The sequence below is a fragment of the Pseudomonas sp. SDO5591_S426 genome (genome assembly GCF_054070755.1).
Window position 1 is genome coordinate 1 of sequence record NZ_JBSVXD010000126.1, and the last position, 17,175, is coordinate 17,175.

Annotated in this window: 15 protein-coding genes; 6 read left to right on the top strand and 9 right to left on the bottom strand. The window is 60.2% G+C overall.

Going from position 1 to position 17,175, the window contains the following annotated elements; all coding sequences use genetic code 11:
- Positions 1-38 precede the first annotated feature (38 nt).
- Complete coding sequence (locus ACW9JC_RS21240; RefSeq protein WP_416129507.1) at positions 39-1,709, bottom strand: putative bifunctional diguanylate cyclase/phosphodiesterase; 1,671 nt, start codon at positions 1,707-1,709, stop codon at positions 39-41.
- Positions 1,710-1,973: 264 nt separating this feature from the next.
- Between ACW9JC_RS21240 and rep the strand changes: the two genes are divergently transcribed.
- Entirely contained in the window at positions 1,974-3,983 is a 2,010-nt protein-coding gene (gene rep / locus ACW9JC_RS21245) for a DNA helicase Rep (protein ID WP_338583856.1), read from the top strand.
- 57 nt (positions 3,984-4,040) lie between these two features.
- Positions 4,041-4,613, top strand: a complete 573-nt coding sequence (locus ACW9JC_RS21250) for a xanthine phosphoribosyltransferase (RefSeq protein ID WP_457457355.1) — start codon at positions 4,041-4,043, stop codon at positions 4,611-4,613.
- Between the two features lie 128 nt (positions 4,614-4,741).
- Here the strand turns inward: ACW9JC_RS21250 and ACW9JC_RS21255 are convergent, their stop codons facing one another.
- The 6 genes from ACW9JC_RS21255 to dadA form a co-directional block, all read right to left on the bottom strand.
- Positions 4,742-6,664: an acetyl-CoA hydrolase/transferase C-terminal domain-containing protein gene (locus ACW9JC_RS21255; protein ID WP_457457357.1), complete on the bottom strand. Its 1,923-nt coding sequence runs from the start codon at positions 6,662-6,664 to the stop codon at positions 4,742-4,744.
- Between the two features lie 236 nt (positions 6,665-6,900).
- Positions 6,901-7,314 (bottom strand): c-type cytochrome, encoded by a 414-nt coding sequence (locus ACW9JC_RS21260; protein WP_416129588.1) that lies wholly within the window; start codon positions 7,312-7,314, stop codon positions 6,901-6,903.
- 182 nt (positions 7,315-7,496) lie between these two features.
- Positions 7,497-8,045 (bottom strand): cupin domain-containing protein, encoded by a 549-nt coding sequence (locus tag ACW9JC_RS21265; RefSeq protein WP_007947433.1) that lies wholly within the window; start codon positions 8,043-8,045, stop codon positions 7,497-7,499.
- A 128-nt stretch (positions 8,046-8,173) separates the two neighbouring features.
- Positions 8,174-9,247: an alanine racemase gene (gene alr, locus ACW9JC_RS21270; protein ID WP_457457359.1), complete on the bottom strand. Its 1,074-nt coding sequence runs from the start codon at positions 9,245-9,247 to the stop codon at positions 8,174-8,176.
- 96 nt (positions 9,248-9,343) lie between these two features.
- Positions 9,344-9,697, bottom strand: coding sequence for a RidA family protein (locus ACW9JC_RS21275; RefSeq protein ID WP_419712563.1), 354 nt, complete (start codon positions 9,695-9,697; stop codon positions 9,344-9,346).
- On the bottom strand, positions 9,669-10,973 hold the full coding sequence (dadA, locus tag ACW9JC_RS21280) for a D-amino acid dehydrogenase (protein WP_457457361.1): 1,305 nt from the start codon (positions 10,971-10,973) through the stop codon (positions 9,669-9,671). Before dadA ends, ACW9JC_RS21275 begins: the two co-directional genes overlap by 29 nt.
- Positions 10,974-11,130: 157 nt before the next feature.
- Here dadA and ACW9JC_RS21285 point away from each other — a divergent pair, with 157 nt between their 5' ends.
- Entirely contained in the window at positions 11,131-11,619 is a 489-nt protein-coding gene (locus tag ACW9JC_RS21285; protein WP_095194410.1) for an Lrp/AsnC ligand binding domain-containing protein, read from the top strand.
- A 79-nt stretch (positions 11,620-11,698) separates the two neighbouring features.
- On the opposite strand, the gene ACW9JC_RS21290 is transcribed toward ACW9JC_RS21285, so the two are convergent.
- Positions 11,699-12,052, bottom strand: a complete 354-nt coding sequence (locus ACW9JC_RS21290; RefSeq protein WP_338583864.1) for a YkgJ family cysteine cluster protein — start codon at positions 12,050-12,052, stop codon at positions 11,699-11,701.
- Positions 12,053-12,199: 147 nt separating this feature from the next.
- Here ACW9JC_RS21290 and ACW9JC_RS21295 point away from each other — a divergent pair, with 147 nt between their 5' ends.
- Positions 12,200-13,492 carry an NAD(P)/FAD-dependent oxidoreductase gene (locus ACW9JC_RS21295; protein ID WP_457457363.1) on the top strand — a complete coding sequence of 431 codons (1,293 nt, stop codon included), beginning with the start codon at positions 12,200-12,202 and terminating at the stop codon, positions 13,490-13,492.
- Positions 13,493-13,635: 143 nt separating this feature from the next.
- Here the strand turns inward: ACW9JC_RS21295 and ACW9JC_RS21300 are convergent, their stop codons facing one another.
- Positions 13,636-13,881: a DUF1127 domain-containing protein gene (locus tag ACW9JC_RS21300; RefSeq protein WP_448109771.1), complete on the bottom strand. Its 246-nt coding sequence runs from the start codon at positions 13,879-13,881 to the stop codon at positions 13,636-13,638.
- Between the two features lie 179 nt (positions 13,882-14,060).
- On the opposite strand from ACW9JC_RS21300, the gene ACW9JC_RS21305 reads away from it, so the two are divergent.
- Positions 14,061-15,494, top strand: a complete 1,434-nt coding sequence (locus tag ACW9JC_RS21305; RefSeq protein ID WP_338583867.1) for an aminotransferase-like domain-containing protein — start codon at positions 14,061-14,063, stop codon at positions 15,492-15,494.
- A 64-nt stretch (positions 15,495-15,558) separates the two neighbouring features.
- Positions 15,559-17,127: a phospholipase D family protein gene (locus tag ACW9JC_RS21310; protein WP_457457366.1), complete on the top strand. Its 1,569-nt coding sequence runs from the start codon at positions 15,559-15,561 to the stop codon at positions 17,125-17,127.
- Positions 17,128-17,175: the final 48 nt, after the last annotated feature.

The following is a 17,175-nucleotide window of genomic DNA, read 5'->3' on the forward strand; positions in this document are numbered from 1 at the left end:
GGCATGCATAACCCTGAGCTGCCGCAGGCTGCGATCTTTTAAATGGCCTCGACGATGCTCTGTTCGCCGGAACCAAACATCAGGTAATCCACCAGCTCCGCCAAAGGCAGCGGTTTGCTGATCAGGTAACCCTGCACCTGATCGCAATCGAAGCCGCGCAACAGGTCCATCTGCTCCGGCGTTTCCACGCCTTCAGCGACGACCTCAAGGTTGAGGTTGTGCGCCAGGTTGATCATCGCGTGGACCAGTTTGCGGTTCTCTTCGCGTTGCTCCATGCCACCAACAAAGCTCTTGTCGATCTTCAGCAAGGTGATCGGCAGACTGTTGAGGTGCACGAACGACGAGAACCCGGTACCGAAGTCGTCGAGCGAGAAGCGCACACCCAGACGCCCGAGAGCGTCCATGGTCTGCTTGACCAGATCGCTGCGGCGCATGACCGCGGTTTCGGTCAGTTCGAATTCCAGCCACTGCGCCTCGACGCCACGTTCGGCAATCAACCGGCTCAGGGTCGACAGCAACTGGCTGTCCTGGAATTGGCGGAACGACAGATTGATCGCCATGTGCAGCGGCGGCAAGCCGAGTTCCAGCAATGCCTGCATGTCGCGCAAGGCCCGGGAAATCACCCAGTAACCCAGCGGCACGATCAAACCGCTTTGCTCAGCCAGCGGGACGAATTCGCTCGGTGGCAGCAAGCCACGCTCGGCATGACGCCAGCGCACCAAGGCTTCGAGGCCGACAATCTGCCCGTCTTCGAGATTCAAGCGTGGCTGGTAATGCAGTTCCAGTTCGTCACGGCGCAACGCCCGGCGCAGCTCGGTTTCAAGGTCGGCGATGCTGCGGGCATTGCGGTTGATGCGTTCGTTGAAGATATGAAAGGTGCAGCCCTGGGTGCTCTTGGCCTGCTGCATGGCGATGTGCGCGTGCCACATCAGCGGGTCGGCGCCGGCCTGGGCGCGAGCGTGGGCGATGCCCAGGCTGGAGCCGATCAGCAGGCTTTCGCCGTCGACCCAATAGGGCTCGGCCAGTGCTTCGGTGATGCGTTCGGCCATCCATTCGGCGCGCTGCGGGGCGCGACGGGTGTCGATGAGCAAGGCGAATTCGTCGCTGCCCAGCCGTGCCAGTTGATCACCGGCCTCCAGCTGGCTCTTGAGCCGCGCGACCACTTGCAGGATCAGGCGGTCGCCGGCCTGGTGGCCGAGGGCATCGTTGGCGTAGCGGAAGTTGTCGAGGTCGAGATGACCGAGGGCCAGGCCGCGACCGTCGTTTTCCGCCAGTCGTGCCGTCAGCAAGGTCTGAAAACCCTGACGGTTGGCGATGCCCGTGAGCGGATCTTGCTCGGCCAGGCGTTGCAAGGTGGTTTCCAGCACGCCGCGCTCACGCACATGGCGCAGGCAACGGCGCAGCATGCCCGGGTCGAGATGATCGCGGACCAGCCAGTCGCTTACACCATCGGGCGGGGTCAGCGGCTCATGTTCGAGCAGCAACACCGTCGGCAGACAGCAACGGCCCGGCGCCGGCTGAAGGGCCGGGATCGTCAACAACACCGCGCTGCGGTTGTCATCGAACAGACTGCTGACCGACTCCCAACTCGGCGCGCTGATGAGCACGGCCGAGCTCCCCATCGGAGCCAGACACTCGCGCAACAACGCTGCCCACGCTGGCTCTTCGGCCAGTAGCAGCAAACGCAAGGGTTCGACAGGCGTAGACAAGCTAGCTCCCTAGACTCTGCAAAGATGTAGGCGACGGGCATTATGCCGTGCTGATAACCAATGACCAATGACATCAGTTATCAAACGAGACCTTTGTATCCGGAATTACGAACATTAGACGCAAATCCGTTGCGCATCCTGCGTGAAAGTAACAAAACCGGCAATTAGAGATCGCGTTGTACGTCACAAGTCGGAGAGAGCAGCACAAATTGCTGAGCCTGTTAAAATGCCGACCCATTTCGTGACTGACTCCTGAATTTACCTATGTCCCGACTCAATCCCCGGCAGCAAGAAGCCGTGAGCTACGTCGGCGGCCCTCTTTTGGTGCTCGCCGGTGCAGGCTCCGGCAAGACCAGCGTGATCACGCGCAAGATTGCGCACCTGATCCAGAACTGCGGCATCCGCGCCCAGTACATCGTCGCCATGACCTTCACCAACAAGGCCGCGCGCGAGATGAAGGAACGGGTCGGCACCCTGCTGCGCGCCGGAGAAGGTCGCGGCTTGACGGTGTGCACCTTCCACAACCTGGGCCTGAACATCATCCGCAAGGAACACGTGCGGTTGGGCTACAAACCGGGCTTCTCGATCTTCGACGAGACCGACGTCAAGGCCCTGATGACCGACATCATGCAGAAAGAATACTCGGGCGACGACGGCGTCGACGAGATCAAGAACATGATCGGTGCCTGGAAAAACGACCTGATCCTGCCGGCCCAGGCCCTGGAAAACGCGCGCAATCCCAAGGAACAGACCGCGGCCATCGTCTACACCCACTACCAGCGCACGCTCAAGGCGTTCAACGCGGTGGACTTCGACGATCTGATCCTGCTGCCGGTGAAGCTGTTCGAAGAACACGCCGACATCCTGGAAAAGTGGCAGAACAAGGTGCGCTACCTGCTGGTGGACGAATACCAGGACACCAACGCCAGCCAATATCTGCTGGTGAAAATGCTCATCGGCAAACGCAACCAGTTCACCGTGGTGGGCGACGACGACCAGTCGATCTACGCCTGGCGCGGCGCCCGGCCGGAAAACCTGATGCTGCTCAAGGACGACTACCCGTCCTTGAAAGTGGTGATGCTGGAGCAGAACTACCGCTCCACCAGCCGCATCCTGCGTTGCGCCAACGTGTTGATCTCGAACAACCCGCACGAATTCGAAAAGCAGCTGTGGAGTGAAATGGGCCACGGCGACGAGATCCGCGTGATCCGTTGCCGCAACGAAGACGCCGAAGCCGAGCGCGTGGCCATGGAAATCCTCAGTCTGCACTTGCGCACCGATCGGCCTTACAGCGATTTCGCGATCCTCTATCGCGGTAACTACCAGGCCAAGCTGATCGAGCTGAAATTGCAGCACCATCAGGTGCCGTATCGCCTGTCCGGCGGCAACAGCTTCTTCGGGCGCCAGGAAGTGAAAGACCTGATGGCCTACTTCCGCCTGATCGTGAACCCGGACGACGACAACGCCTTCCTGCGGGTAATCAACGTTCCGCGCCGGGAAATCGGTTCGACCACGCTGGAAAAACTCGGCAACTATGCGACCGAGCGCAAGATTTCGATGTACGCCGCCACCGACGAAATCGGCCTGGGCGAGCATCTCGACAGCCGCTTCACCGATCGCCTGTCACGCTTCAAGCGTTTCATGGACCGGGTGCGCGAGCAGTGCGCCGGCGAAGACCCGATCTCGGCGCTGCGCAGCATGGTCATGGACATCGACTACGAGAACTGGCTGCGCACCAACAGCTCCAGCGACAAGGCCGCCGATTACCGCATGGGTAACGTCTGGTTCCTGATCGAGGCGTTGAAAAACACCCTTGAGAAAGACGAAGAAGGCGAGATGACCGTCGAGGATGCCATCGGCAAACTCGTACTGCGCGACATGCTGGAGCGTCAGCAGGAAGAGGAAGACGGCGCAGAAGGCGTGCAGATGATGACCTTGCACGCCTCCAAGGGCCTGGAATTCCCCTACGTGTTCATCATGGGCATGGAAGAGGAAATCCTCCCGCACCGCTCCAGCATCGAAGCCGACACCATCGAAGAAGAACGCCGCCTGGCCTACGTGGGCATTACCCGCGCACGTCAGACCCTGGCCTTCACCTTCGCCGCCAAGCGCAAGCAATACGGCGAGATCATCGATTGCGCGCCGAGCCGCTTCCTCGATGAGCTGCCACCGGACGATCTGGCCTGGGAAGGCAACGACGACACGCCGCCCGAAGTCAAAGCCGTTCGCGGCAACACAGCATTGGCAGATATACGCGCGATGTTAAAGCGCTAGAATTGACCACTTTTTTAAAACCTTAGGGCGCACAAGGCGCCAACAGAGGACAGCTTCATGGAAGCCCTGCACCAGAAAATCCGCGAACAAGGCATCGTGCTTTCCGACCAGGTCCTGAAGGTCGACGCCTTCCTGAACCACCAGATCGACCCGGCCCTGATGAAGCTGATCGGCGACGAATTCGCCACGCTGTTCAAGGACTCGGGCATCACCAAGATCGTCACCATCGAAGCCTCGGGCATCGCGCCAGCGATCATGACCGGCCTGAACCTCGGTGTGCCGGTGATCTTCGCCCGCAAGCAACAGTCCCTGACCCTGACCGAAAACCTGCTGTCGGCGACCGTTTACTCGTTCACCAAAAAGACCGAAAGCACCGTGGCCATCTCCCCGCGCCACCTGACCAGCAGCGACCGCGTGCTGATCATCGATGACTTTTTGGCCAACGGTAAGGCGTCCCAGGCGCTGATTTCGATCATCAAACAGGCCGGCGCTACCGTTGCCGGTCTGGGCATCGTGATCGAGAAGTCGTTCCAGGGTGGTCGTGCGGAGCTGGATTCGCAGGGGTATCGCGTTGAGTCGCTGGCGCGCGTGATGTCGCTGGCCGGTGGCGTTGTGACCTTCATCGAGTAAGCCGCCACACCGCAATACCCTGTAGGAGCCGAGCTTGCTCGCGATGGCGGCCGAACAGTCAACATTGATGTTGAATGTTATGGCCTCATCGCGAGCAAGCTCGGCTCCTACAGGTTTTGTGTTGGTTGTTATTGCGCGGTGGCCTTCAGGCCGGTGAGCAATAACCGCTGATACAGGTCTTCCTTCAGACCCTCCGGATTGGCCAGCCGCATACGCTCCAGATGCCCAGGAAACGCCGCAGGCTCCGGCGCATCCAACGCTGCCTTACCCAACTCCAGCACCTCGCTGAGCTTGAACTTGCTCTTCAGCCAGTTCAGCGCCCGCAGCACATCCCGCTCCACCTCAGTGAAATCACAACCCAACGGATACTCCGGAAACATCTGCGCGTGCCGCGCCTGAATCCCCTGCAAACGCTCAGGTCGGTTATCGGCAAAACGCGGATCGAGACGGAAATCCTTCGGCAACTTGCCAACCTTCTGCGCCTGCTCGATCAGCCCTGACTGAAAACGCGAGTCGCTGATATTGAGCAACGCTTCGATCACCGCCGCATCGGTCTTGCCGCGCAGATCGGCGATGCCGTACTCGGTGACCACGATGTCGCGCAGATGCCGGGGGATGGTGCAGTGGCCGTATTCCCAGACGATGTTCGAACTGACGTCGCCACCCGATTCGCGCCAGCTGCGCAGCAGCAACACCGAGCGCGCACCTTGCAGCGCATGCCCCTGCACCACAAAGTTGTACTGCCCGCCTACGCCGCTGAGCACGCGCCCGTCTTCCAGCTGATCCGCCACGGCGGAACCCAGTAAAGTCACGGTGAACGCAGTGTTGATGAACCGCGCATCGAGACGCTGCAATCGCTTGAGTTCTTCCTGGCCGTACAGTTCGTTGATGTAGCTGATGCGCGTCATGTTGAATTCGAGGCGCTTGCTTTGCGGCAGCTCACGCAAGCGTTCATAGAAACTGCGCGGCCCGAGAAAGAAACCACCGTGCACCGAGATGCCGTCGGTTTGCGCCGCTTCGTCGAGGGTGCCGGCATTCGCCTGCTGCTGGGTGGGCACGTCCGGGTACACCTTGCGTCGCACGATGCCTGCGTCGGCCAGCACCAGCAGGCCGTTGACGAACATTTCGCTGCAACCGTACAGGCCCTTGGCGAACGGTTCGAGGCCGCCTTCGCGTTCGATCAGTTGAGCCCATTGGCTCAGGTTCACGTCCGCCAGCAAGGCCTTGTAACCATCGTTATCCGCCTGGCGCGCCAGCAACGCTGCCGTCAGCGCATCGCCCATCGAACCGATGCCGATCTGCAAGGTGCCGCCATCGCGCACCAGCGTACTGGCGTGCAGGCCAATGAAATGGTCCTGGAAACCCACCGGCATGTTCGGCGTGGAGAACAGCGTGGTGCGGTCTTTCTCGTCGATCAGCAGGTCGAAAGTATCGATGCCGACCTCTGCATCACCGGGCATGTACGGCAAATCGTCGTGCGCCTGGCCAACCATCAGGATCGTCTCCCCGGCAGCGCGGCGCTTGGCAATCATTGGTAGCAGATCGAGGGTGATGTCCGGGTTGCAGCTGAGGCTCAAGCGATCGGGATGATCGGCATGGCTGGCAACCAGTTGCGCCACCAGGTTCAACCCGGCGGCGTTGATGTCCCGGGCCGCGTGGCTGTAGTTGCTGCTGACGTAATCCTGCTGCGCCGACGCACTGTTGAGCAGGCTGCCGGGCTGCATGAAAAACTGCTGGATGTGGATGTTGCCTGGCAGACTGTCGCGGTGCAGATCGGCGAGGAAATCCAGCTCCGGATAATCGCCAAAGACTCGCTCAATGAAGGGCTCGAGGAAGCGTTTCTGCAAGCCGTCACCCAATGGAGGTCGACCGAGGCACAACGCGGTATAGATCGTTAGCCGCCGCTCGGGCAACTGCGCGATGCGGTGATACAGCGCGTTGACGAAATGGTTGGGTTTGCCCAGGCCTAGAGGCAGCCCCATATGAATATGCGTCGGCAACCGCGCCAATACATCATCGACCGCCTGTTCGATAGAACACAGCTGAACCATCCGATCCTCCCTTACATTCCATGACGTGGGGTTGGACCGAGCTTGCCGGGTCTTTGCTGCAATGAACAGCCTCTGAAGATCACACTGACCTGTAGGAGCTGCCGAAGGCTGCGATCTTTTGATCTTGTTTTTAACAATCAACATCAAAAGATCGCAGCCTGCGGCAGCTCCTACAGGGAAACAACAGGCACAAAAAAGCCGCTCGAAAGCGGCTTTTTCGCGAAAGAGGCGGCTGGTTACAGGCCGGACATCTCTTTGATGGCGCCCTTCAGCTCGTCGTCGGAGCAGTCGGCGCAGGTGCCTTTTGGTGGCATCGAGTTGATACCGGTAATGGCTTTGGCCAGGATGCCGTCGAGGCCGCCTTGGTGATCGGCACGTTCTTTCCAGGCTGCCTTGTCGCCGATTTTCGGCGCGCCCAACAGGCCGGTGCCGTGGCAAGCGTTGCAATGTTTGGCAATAACATCTTTAGGCGCCTTGGCCCCGCCACCGCCGCCTGAAGCTGCGGCAACTTCCATGCCCTTGCATTCTTGACCCGTTACACAAACCTGGCCGACTGGCTCAAGGCGTTTGGCAATTTCGTCGTTCGTCGCAGCTTGAGCGCTGACAGCCCAAAGGGCCAAAACGGTTGCTGGTACGGCCAGCATTTTCATAATTAGGTTCACGCGTTCACCCTCAATGGTGGCTAGTCACGCCTACGGCCACGGTTCGCAGGCGGGCGCAAGTATAGCGGTAAGCCCGCGACACTGAAACAACCCCAAAGTCGAAGGGGTCTTGTTGCGCAACGGTCAAACGGCTCGGGTGCCTCGGCCATGCTGGCAGGGCGCCTCTTTTCTTAAAAATTCGCCGGTGTAGCTGCGCTGATTAGTCGCGCCGGCGCATCGAACGGATTACGGAAACGATGTGGCTTGGTACTTTCAAAGTAGTAGCTATCGCCAGCTTCGAGCACAAAAGTTTCCAGCCCGACCACCAGTTCAAGTCGACCTTCCACCAGAATTCCGGTTTCCTCGCCCTCATGGGTGAGCATCTCGTCACCGGTATCGGCGCCTGGCGGGTAGATTTCATTGAGGAACGCGATAGCCCGGCTCGGGTGCGCCCGGCCGACCAGTTTCATGGTCACTGCACCATCGGAAATATCGATCAGCTCGTTGGCCTTGTAGACGATCTGAGTCGGTTTTTCCTGCAGGATTTCTTCGGAAAAGAACTCGACCATGGACATGGGAATCCCGCCCAACACTTTCCTCAGCGAACTGATCGAGGGGCTCACGCTGTTCTTCTCGATCATCGAAATGGTGCTGTTGGTGACGCCCGCGCGCTTGGCGAGTTCACGCTGGGAAAGGCCTTTGAGCTTGCGGATCGATTGCAGTCGTTCACCGACGTCCAATGCTGGAGCCTCCAGGGTTCAGGTTTGTTGGAATATTGAGCGTTATCATGGCGACAGCGTTCAGTATTTACAACACTTTGACCTGAATCCTGTTCGGCGAAGCGACTTCCGGTTCGCACCGTCGAGTGTCAGCTCCCGGAATAGAGCAGTGGCACCCGGCGCAGGTTGCAGAATATCTGGTAAGGAATCGTGCCCGCCGCGATGGCCACGTCGCTGGCCAGGATGTTTTTGCCCCACAACTCGACGGTCGAGCCGAGGCCGGCTTGCGGAATGTCGGTCAGGTCGACGCAGAGCATGTCCATCGATACCCGGCCGATCAACTGGCTGCGTTGTCCGGCCACCAACACCGGGGTGCCGGTCGGCGCCAGACGCGGATAGCCATCGGCGTAACCCATGGCCACCACGCCTACGCGCATTGGTTTGGGGGTGATGAATTTTGCGCCGTAGCCGATCGGTTCGCCGGCTGGCAATTCACGCACGCTGATGACTTTCGATTCGAGGGTCATCACCGGTTGCAGGCGTGACGCCACGGCGTTGGCCTCTTCAAATGGCGTGGCGCCGTAAAGCATGATGCCCGGGCGCACCCAGTCACTCGGAACCTGCGGCCAACCCAGCACTGCCGGCGAATTACGCAGGCTGACTTCAGCGGACAGACCCTGCCGCGCCGCTTCGAACACCGCGACTTGCTCGGCGCTGGCCTGACTGTTCAGTTCATCGGCCCGGGCGAAGTGGCTCATCAGCACGATCTTCGCCACGTTGCCGCTGGCCAGCAGCCGTTGATAGGCCGCCTGATAATCCTTCGGATGCAGCCCCACCCGGTGCATGCCCGAATCGAGCTTGAGCCAGACGGTGATTGGCTTGCTCAGTGCAGCCTTTTCAATCGCTTCAAGCTGCCACAGCGAATGCACCACGCACCAGAAATCGTGCTCGACGATCAGCGACAACTCATCGGCTTCAAAAAAACCTTCCAGCAGCAGCACCGGCGCACGAATGCCTGCGGCACGCAGCTCCAGGGCTTCTTCGATGCAAGCCACGGCAAAACCGTCTGCCTCGGCTTCCAGTGCCTGGGCACAACGCACCGCGCCATGGCCGTAGGCATCGGCCTTGATCACCGCGAGGGCTTTGGCCCCCGTGACTTCACGGGCGACTTGGTAGTTGTGACGCAGGGCTTGAAGGTCGATCAGGGCACGGGCAGGACGCATGGCGGCAGACTTCTGGTCGGTCGTTTGGAAGAAAAACCGGCGCTGGCTGACGGCGTGAACCGCCAACAGCGCCGGAAGAGGGATCTTTACTACGGTTTACGGCAGCGCGGCGACGATGGAAATCTCGACCAGGATGCTTGGCTTGGCCATCTTCGCTTCGACGGTGGCGCGGGCCGGCGCGGCGCCCTTTGGCAGCCACTGGTCCCAAACCGAGTTCATCCCGGCAAAGTGCGCTTCGATATCATTAAGGTAAATCGTTGCCGAGAGCAGATGCTGCTTGTCAGTCCCGGCCAGATCGAGCAGACGCTCGATATTGGCCAGTACATCGCGGGTCTGCTGTTCAACCCCGGCGTTGAAGTCGTCACCGACCTGCCCGGCCAGATACACCGTGCCGTTATGGGTGACGATCTGACTCATGCGTTCATTGGTGAGCTGGCGCTGGACTGACATGTTTTGCGGACTCCTGTCGTTTGTTGCCATAGCGGGAAATATCGAGACCTTCGGCGCTGATCTGCGGTTTTCTCTTGGCCATCAGGTCAGCCAACAAGCGACCAGAACCACAGGCCATGGTCCAGCCGAGTGTGCCGTGGCCGGTGTTCAGGAACAGATTCTTGAACGGGGTGGCGCCAACGATTGGCGTACCGTCCGGGGTGGTCGGACGCAGGCCGGTCCAGAAACTCGCCTCGGCCAGATTGCCGCCCTGAGGATAAAGGTCGTTGACGATCATCTCCAGGGTTTCGCGTCGACGCGGATTAAGCGACAGGTCAAAACCGGCGATCTCCGCCATGCCGCCAACGCGGATGCGGTTGTCGAAACGGGTGATCGCGACCTTGTAGGTCTCGTCGAGAATGGTCGAAGTCGGGGCCATCGCCGGGTTGGTGATCGGCACGGTCAGCGAGTAACCCTTGAGCGGGTACACCGGCGCCTTGATCCCCAGCGGCTTGAGCAGTTGCGGCGAGTAGCTGCCGAGTGCCAATACGTAGCGGTCGGCGGTTTCCAGCTTGCCGTCGATCCACACGCCGTTGATGCGATCACCGGCGAAGTCGAGGCGCTGAATGTCCTGGCCGAAACGGAACTCCACACCGAGATTCGTACACATTTCTGCGAGCTTGGTGGTGAACATCTGGCAGTCGCCAGTCTGGTCGTTCGGCAGGCGCAGGGCACCGGCAAGAATGTCGGTAACGCTGGCCAGGGCCGGCTCGACGCGGGCAATGCCTTCGCGGTCAAGCAGCTCGAACGGCACGCCGGACTCTTTCAGCACGGCGATGTCTTTCGCGGCGCCATCAAGCTGAGCCTGGGTGCGGAACAGTTGGGTGGTGCCGAGGCTTCGGCCTTCGTAGGCGATGCCGGTTTCGGCGCGCAGTTCGTCGAGGCAGTCACGGCTGTACTCGGACAGACGGACCATGCGCTCCTTGTTCACCGCGTAACGGCTGGCGGTGCAGTTGCGCAGCATCTGCGCCATCCACAGGTATTGATCGATGTCGGCGGTGGCCTTGATCGCCAGCGGCGCGTGGCGCTGCAACAGCCACTTGATGGCTTTGAGCGGCACGCCCGGCGCGGCCCACGGCGAGGCATAGCCCGGCGACACTTGGCCGGCGTTGGCGAAACTGGTCTCCATGGCAGCAGCTGGCTGCCGGTCGACCACCACCACTTCAAACCCGGCACGCGCCAGATAATAAGCACTGGTGGTACCGATGACGCCGCTACCCAAGACCATAACGCGCATTTTCATATCCCTCATCGCGGCGAACCGCTGACGTTTGTTGTTCAGAGCTTCAGATGTGCGCAGTTTAAAAAAGAATGACCAGTGATTTTCACTATATAAGCGCCTATATTTGGCGACAATTCTCGGCAAAAACCCTTTTCACGGAGGCGCATCCCCTATGCGTACCAACACTCAAACCAAACGTGAGCTGGACAAGATCGACCGCAGCATCCTGCGGATCCTGCAAGCGGACGGGCGCATCTCTTTCACCGAGCTTGGGGAAAAGGTCGGGCTCTCGACCACGCCCTGCACCGAGCGGGTCCGGCGCCTGGAGCGCGAAGGGATCATCATGGGCTACAACGCGCGGCTCAACCCGCAGCACCTCAAGGGTAGTCTGCTGGTGTTCGTCGAGATCAGCCTCGACTACAAATCCGGTGATACCTTCGAAGAGTTCCGACGTGCGGTGCTGAAACTGCCCCACGTGCTGGAATGCCACCTGGTGTCAGGGGATTTCGACTATCTGGTGAAGGCGCGGATTTCCGAGATGGCCTCGTACCGCAAGCTGCTGGGCGACATCCTGCTCAAGCTGCCGCATGTACGCGAATCCAAGAGCTATATCGTGATGGAAGAGGTGAAAGAGAGCTTGAGCCTGCCGATTCCGGACTGAAGATCAAAAGATCGCAGCCTGCGGCAGCTCCTACATGAGATCGCGTTTTTCTGTAGGAGCTGCCGCAGGCTTCGATCTTTTAAACCAACACCTGCCGGTTGGAAGCCATGTATTCGAATATCTGCTTCTCGACTCTTGGATGAATCAACTCCACCGGCCCGCGCCCATTCGGGCATGGCAGCGTCTTGGTGGTGCCGAACAACCGGCAAATCAGCGGTCGCTCGTCGTACACGGTGCAGCCGTTCGGGCCGAGATGCACGCAGTTGAGTTCGTCCATGGCCGCCTCTTGCTCGGCGCGGGTCTTGCGCGGCAGGCGCGACATTTCTTCCGGCGAGGTGGTCACCGGACCGCAGCAGTCATGGCAGCCGGGCACGCACTCGAACGAGGGAATCTGCTGGCGCAGCGTGCGGATTTTCTGACTGTTGCAGCTCATCGAAGCGGTGACCGAAAGCGAAATAGAGCGCAATTGTGAGGCAAAAGCCACGATCCAGACAGCGGCAACCGACCAATGTTGCCCGTCCGCGAAGGTCCGGCTTATGCTCCGTCAAATTTTCTAAACACAAGAATCAGGATGACGCGCATGAACGCCCGTGCCCAGCACACTGCCTCCTATTACGCTGACAGCAGCCTGCCGCTGCCGGATCATCCGGTGCTCACAGGGGATCTGGTGGCCGATGTATGCGTGGTCGGTGGCGGTTTCTCGGGGTTGAACACGGCGCTCGAACTCGCCGAGCGCGGCCTCAGCGTGGTGCTGCTCGAAGCCCACAAGATCGGTTGGGGCGCCAGCGGACGCAACGGCGGGCAGTTGATTCGCGGCGTCGGCCACGGCCTCGATCAGTTCGCCAACGTGATCGGCGCGGACGGTGTGCGTCAGATGAAACTCATGGGGCTTGAAGCCGTGGAAATCGTCCGACAGCGGGTCGAGCGTTTTCAGATTCCCTGCGACCTGACCTGGGGTTACTGCGATCTGGCCAACAAGCCCCGAGACCTTGAAGGTTTTGCCGAAGATGCCGAAGAACTGCGCAGCCTCGGTTATCGCTATGAAACCCGACTGCTGCAAGCCAGTGAAATGCATACCGTCGTCGGTTCCAAGCGCTACGTCGGCGGTTTGATCGACATGGGCTCCGGACACCTGCATCCGCTGAACCTGGCGCTGGGTGAAGCGGCTGCCGCACAGCAACTGGGCGTGCAACTGTTCGAACAGTCCGCCGTCACGCACATCGATTACGGCCCCGAGGTCAAAGTGCATACCGCTCAAGGCTCGGTTCGTGCGAAGACGCTGGTACTGGGCTGCAATGCCTACCTCAACCACCTCAATCCCGAGCTGAGCGGCAAGGTTCTGCCCGCCGGCAGCTACATCATTGCCACCGAACCTTTGAGCGAAGAACTGGCGCACTCTCTTCTACCGCAGAACATGGCGGTGTGCGACCAACGGGTGGCGCTGGATTACTACCGACTCTCGGCTGACCGTCGCTTGCTGTTTGGTGGTGCCTGCCATTACTCGGGACGCGACCCGAAAGACATCGCGGCTTACATGCGGCCGAAGATGCTGGAGGTCTTTCCACAACTGGGCGACGTGAGGATCGACTATCAATGGGGCGGGATGATCGGAATCGGCGCCAACCGCCTGCCGCAGATCGGTCGACTCAAGGATCATCCGAATGTGTATTACGCCCAGGCTTATTCAGGGCATGGCGTGAATGCCACGCACCTGGCGGGCAAGTTGCTGGCCGAGGCCATCAGCGGTCAGCACAGCGGTGGTTTCGATTTGTTTGCCAAGGTGCCGCACATTACCTTCCCTGGCGGAAAGCATCTGCGTTCGCCGTTGTTGGCGTTGGGGATGCTTTGGCATCGGCTTAAAGAGCTGACCTGAAAGATTGCCGCTGTTTTGGCGGGCCCCATCGCGGGCAAGCCCGCTCCCACAGAATGTGGTTGTGAACACAAATACTGTGAACACCAGCAATTACTGTGGGAGCGGGCTTGCCCGCGATGAGGCCCTAAAGAACACCGCAAAACTCAGATCCGCCAGAAAGGCTTGAGCCCTTCTTCCCGCGCCTGCTCCCGCGTCAGCCCGATATCCTTGAGCTGGTCTGGCGTCAGGGCCAGCAACGCCTTGCGCGTGTGCAGGCGTTGCCAGAACAGATCCCAGCGACTCAGGCCGGACGGCGCGTTGCGCATGAGCGCATGGCGTGCATTGTCCTTTTGCCCTGTCTCCAGTTCCTGACTGTGTAACGTCAGCCGCACATCGCTCAAACCGTTCATTTTGAATGCTCCTGTTTACTTGGGTAGCCAGAGATTCCATGATGCGCAAACAGGGAAAAGCATTACAGATTCAAAGCACCTGTATTATTTCCATACAGATTTGTCGTTTTCAGCTCTGAATCTTGAATTTTTGCCTGATCTGTACTGGTCAACCGAATCACTCCAACCGAGACTGCGCCATGACCCTTTACGTCAACCTCGCCGAATTACTCGGCACGCGTATCGAACAGGGCTTCTATCGCCCCGGTGACCGGCTGCCGTCGGTGCGGGCGCTGAGCGTCGAGCATGGGGTCAGCCTGAGCACGGTGCAGCAAGCCTATCGGGTGCTGGAAGACAGTGGGTTGGCCATGCCAAGGCCCAAGTCCGGGTACTTCGTTCCGGTCAGTCGCGAACTGCCGGAGCTGCCGGCGGTTGGCCGCCCGGCGCAACGGCCTGTGGATATCTCGCAGTGGGATCAAGTGCTGGAGTTGATTCGCGCCGTACCGCGCAAAGACGTGGTGCAACTGGGCCGCGGCATGCCCGACATCACCAGCCCGACCATGAAACCGCTGCTGCGCGACCTCGCCCGGATCAGCCGTCGACAAGACATGCCCGGTCTGTATTACGACAACATCCACGGCAACCTCGAACTGCGCGAGCAAATCGCCCGCCTGATGCTCGATTCCGGCTGTCAATTGGGCCCCGGCGATCTGGTGGTGACCACCGGTTGTCACGAAGCGCTGTCCACCAGCATCCGCGCCATCTGCGAGCCGGGCGACATCGTGGCCGTGGACTCGCCGAGCTTTCACGGCGCCATGCAGACCCTCAAGGGGTTGGGCATGAAGGCGCTGGAAATCCCCACCGACCCGCTCACCGGGATCAGTCTCGAGGCGCTGGAACTGGCTCTGGAACAATGGCCGATCAGGGCCATACAGTTGACGCCCAACTGCAACAACCCGTTGGGCTACATCATGCCGGAGTCGCGCAAACGTTCGTTGTTGACGCTCGCACAGCGTTTCGACGTGGCGATCATCGAAGACGATGTGTATGGCGAACTGGCCTACACCTATCCGCGCCCGCGCACGATCAAATCCTTCGACGAAGACGGCCGCGTCCTGCTGTGCAGTTCATTTTCCAAAACCCTGGCGCCGGGCCTGCGCATTGGCTGGGTCGCACCGGGGCGATATCTGGAACGGGTGCTGCACATGAAATACATCAGCACCGGCTCTACCGCACCGCAACCGCAGATCGCCATCGCCGAATTCCTCAAGGGTGGTCACTTCGAACCGCATTTGCGGCGGATGCGCACGCAATACCAACGCAATCGCGACGCGATGATCGATTGGGTCACGCGCTATTTCCCCGCCGGCACCCGCGCCAGCCGTCCGCAAGGCAGCTTCATGCTGTGGGTCGAATTGCCGGAAGGCTTCGACACTCTGAAACTGAATCGTGCCTTGCACGATCAGGGCGTACAGATTGCCGTCGGCAGCATTTTTTCCGCCTCGGGCAAATACCGCAATTGCCTGCGCATGAACTACGCTGCCAAACCAACGGCACAGATTGAAGAAGCCGTGCGCAAGGTCGGCGCCGCCGCCATCAAACTGCTGGCGGAAACCGACGGGCTGACCGACTGACTGACCTTTCTGCGGATACCAGCGTCCATATGCCAACGACCGCCGCCAAACGGAACGACCCCACGTGAGAGTCAGACAGCCGCTGCTTGCTCTTGTGTTACTTGCTTCGTTCCTCGGCGGCTGCGCCAGTCTCGACGTGCAGCGCGAACCGAGCCAGGCCTTGCCGGCAAGCGCCTCGGCATTCGGCCGTTCGGTCCAGGCACAGGCCGCACCTTATGAAGGAAAATCGGGCTTCCGCCTGCTCTCAGACAGCACCGAAGCCTTCACGGCCCGCGCCGAGCTGATTCGCAACGCCCAGGCCAGCCTCGATTTGCAGTACTACATCGTGCACGACGGCATCAGCACGCGAATGCTGGTGGAAGAAATCCTCAAGGCCGCCGACCGTGGCGTGCGCGTACGCATTCTGCTCGACGACACCACCAGCGACGGTCTGGACCGCACCATCGCCACCCTCGCGGCGCATCCACAGATTCAGATTCGGGTGTTCAACCCGCTGCACCTGGGTCGCAGCACCGGTGTAACGCGCACCATAGGCCGTTTGTTCAACCTGTCGCAGCAACACCGACGCATGCACAACAAGCTGTGGCTGGCGGACAACAGCATGGCCATCGTCGGCGGGCGCAATCTGGGGGACGAGTATTTCGATGCCGAGGCCAACATGAACTTCACCGACATCGACATGCTCGGTGTCGGGCCGGTCGCCGAGCAGCTGGGACACAGTTTCGACCAGTACTGGAACAGCGCCCTGAGCAAACCGATCGATGCGTTTGTGTCCAGCAAACCGACCGCCCAGGATCTGCAAAACACCCGAACCCGACTGGAAGAATCCCTGGAGGAATCGCGCAAACAGAATCACGCGCTCTACCAGCAGTTGATGGCTTTCAAAACCGAGCCGCGCCTGGATATCTGGCGCAAAGAGCTGATCTGGGCCTGGAACCAGGCATTGTGGGACGCGCCGAGCAAAGTGCTGGCCAAGGGCGAACCCAATCCCCAGTTGTTGCTGACCACCCAATTGGCGCCGGAGCTTGAGGGTGTCAGCAAAGAACTGGTAATGATCTCCGCCTACTTCGTGCCCGGCCAGCCGGGGCTGGTTTACCTGACCGGGCGCGCCGATGCCGGGGTGTCGGTACGGCTGCTGACCAACTCACTGGAGGCCACTGACGTACCGGCCGTGCATGGCGGCTACGCGCCGTATCGCAAGGCGTTGCTGGAGCACGGCGTGCAGCTCTTCGAGTTGCGCCGCCAGCCCGGCGATAAGAGTGGTAGCGGGCCTCGGCTGTTTTCAACCAAGTCCTATGGCGATTCCGATTCCAGCCTGCACAGTAAGGCGATCATCTTCGACCAGCAGAAATCCTTCATCGGTTCATTCAACTTCGACCCGCGCTCGGTGCTATGGAACACCGAAGTCGGGGTGCTGGTGGACAGCCCTGAGCTCGCGGCACGCGTGCGCGAACTGGCGTTGCAGGGCATGGCGCCGACCCTGAGTTATCAGGCGAAACTGGAGAATGACCAAGTGGTATGGGTGACCGAAGACGACGGCAAAATGCACACCGTGACCAAGGAACCAGGCAGTTGGTGGCGACGCTTCAATGCGTGGCTGAGCAACACGGTTGGCTTGGAGCGGATGCTTTAAAAGATCGCAGCCTTCGGCAGCTCCTACATGGAAACGCACATACCTGTA

What these genes read in the sequence shown, in the direction of transcription:
- ACW9JC_RS21290 (WP_338583864.1), bottom strand. Translation starts at nt 12,052, where the DNA reads ATGAGCTGCAACAGTCAGAAAATCCGCACGCTGCGCCAGCAGATTCCC.
- rep (WP_338583856.1), top strand. Translation starts at nt 1,974, where the DNA reads ATGTCCCGACTCAATCCCCGGCAGCAAGAAGCCGTGAGCTACGTCGGC.
- dadA (WP_457457361.1), bottom strand. Translation starts at nt 10,973, where the DNA reads ATGCGCGTTATGGTCTTGGGTAGCGGCGTCATCGGTACCACCAGTGCT.
- ACW9JC_RS21250 (WP_457457355.1), top strand. Translation starts at nt 4,041, where the DNA reads ATGGAAGCCCTGCACCAGAAAATCCGCGAACAAGGCATCGTGCTTTCC.
- ACW9JC_RS21260 (WP_416129588.1), bottom strand. Translation starts at nt 7,314, where the DNA reads ATGAAAATGCTGGCCGTACCAGCAACCGTTTTGGCCCTTTGGGCTGTC.
- ACW9JC_RS21255 (WP_457457357.1), bottom strand. Translation starts at nt 6,664, where the DNA reads ATGGTTCAGCTGTGTTCTATCGAACAGGCGGTCGATGATGTATTGGCG.
- ACW9JC_RS21285 (WP_095194410.1), top strand. Translation starts at nt 11,131, where the DNA reads ATGCGTACCAACACTCAAACCAAACGTGAGCTGGACAAGATCGACCGC.
- ACW9JC_RS21305 (WP_338583867.1), top strand. Translation starts at nt 14,061, where the DNA reads ATGACCCTTTACGTCAACCTCGCCGAATTACTCGGCACGCGTATCGAA.
- ACW9JC_RS21275 (WP_419712563.1), bottom strand. Translation starts at nt 9,697, where the DNA reads ATGTCAGTCCAGCGCCAGCTCACCAATGAACGCATGAGTCAGATCGTC.
- ACW9JC_RS21295 (WP_457457363.1), top strand. Translation starts at nt 12,200, where the DNA reads ATGAACGCCCGTGCCCAGCACACTGCCTCCTATTACGCTGACAGCAGC.
- alr (WP_457457359.1), bottom strand. Translation starts at nt 9,247, where the DNA reads ATGCGTCCTGCCCGTGCCCTGATCGACCTTCAAGCCCTGCGTCACAAC.
- ACW9JC_RS21300 (WP_448109771.1), bottom strand. Translation starts at nt 13,881, where the DNA reads ATGAACGGTTTGAGCGATGTGCGGCTGACGTTACACAGTCAGGAACTG.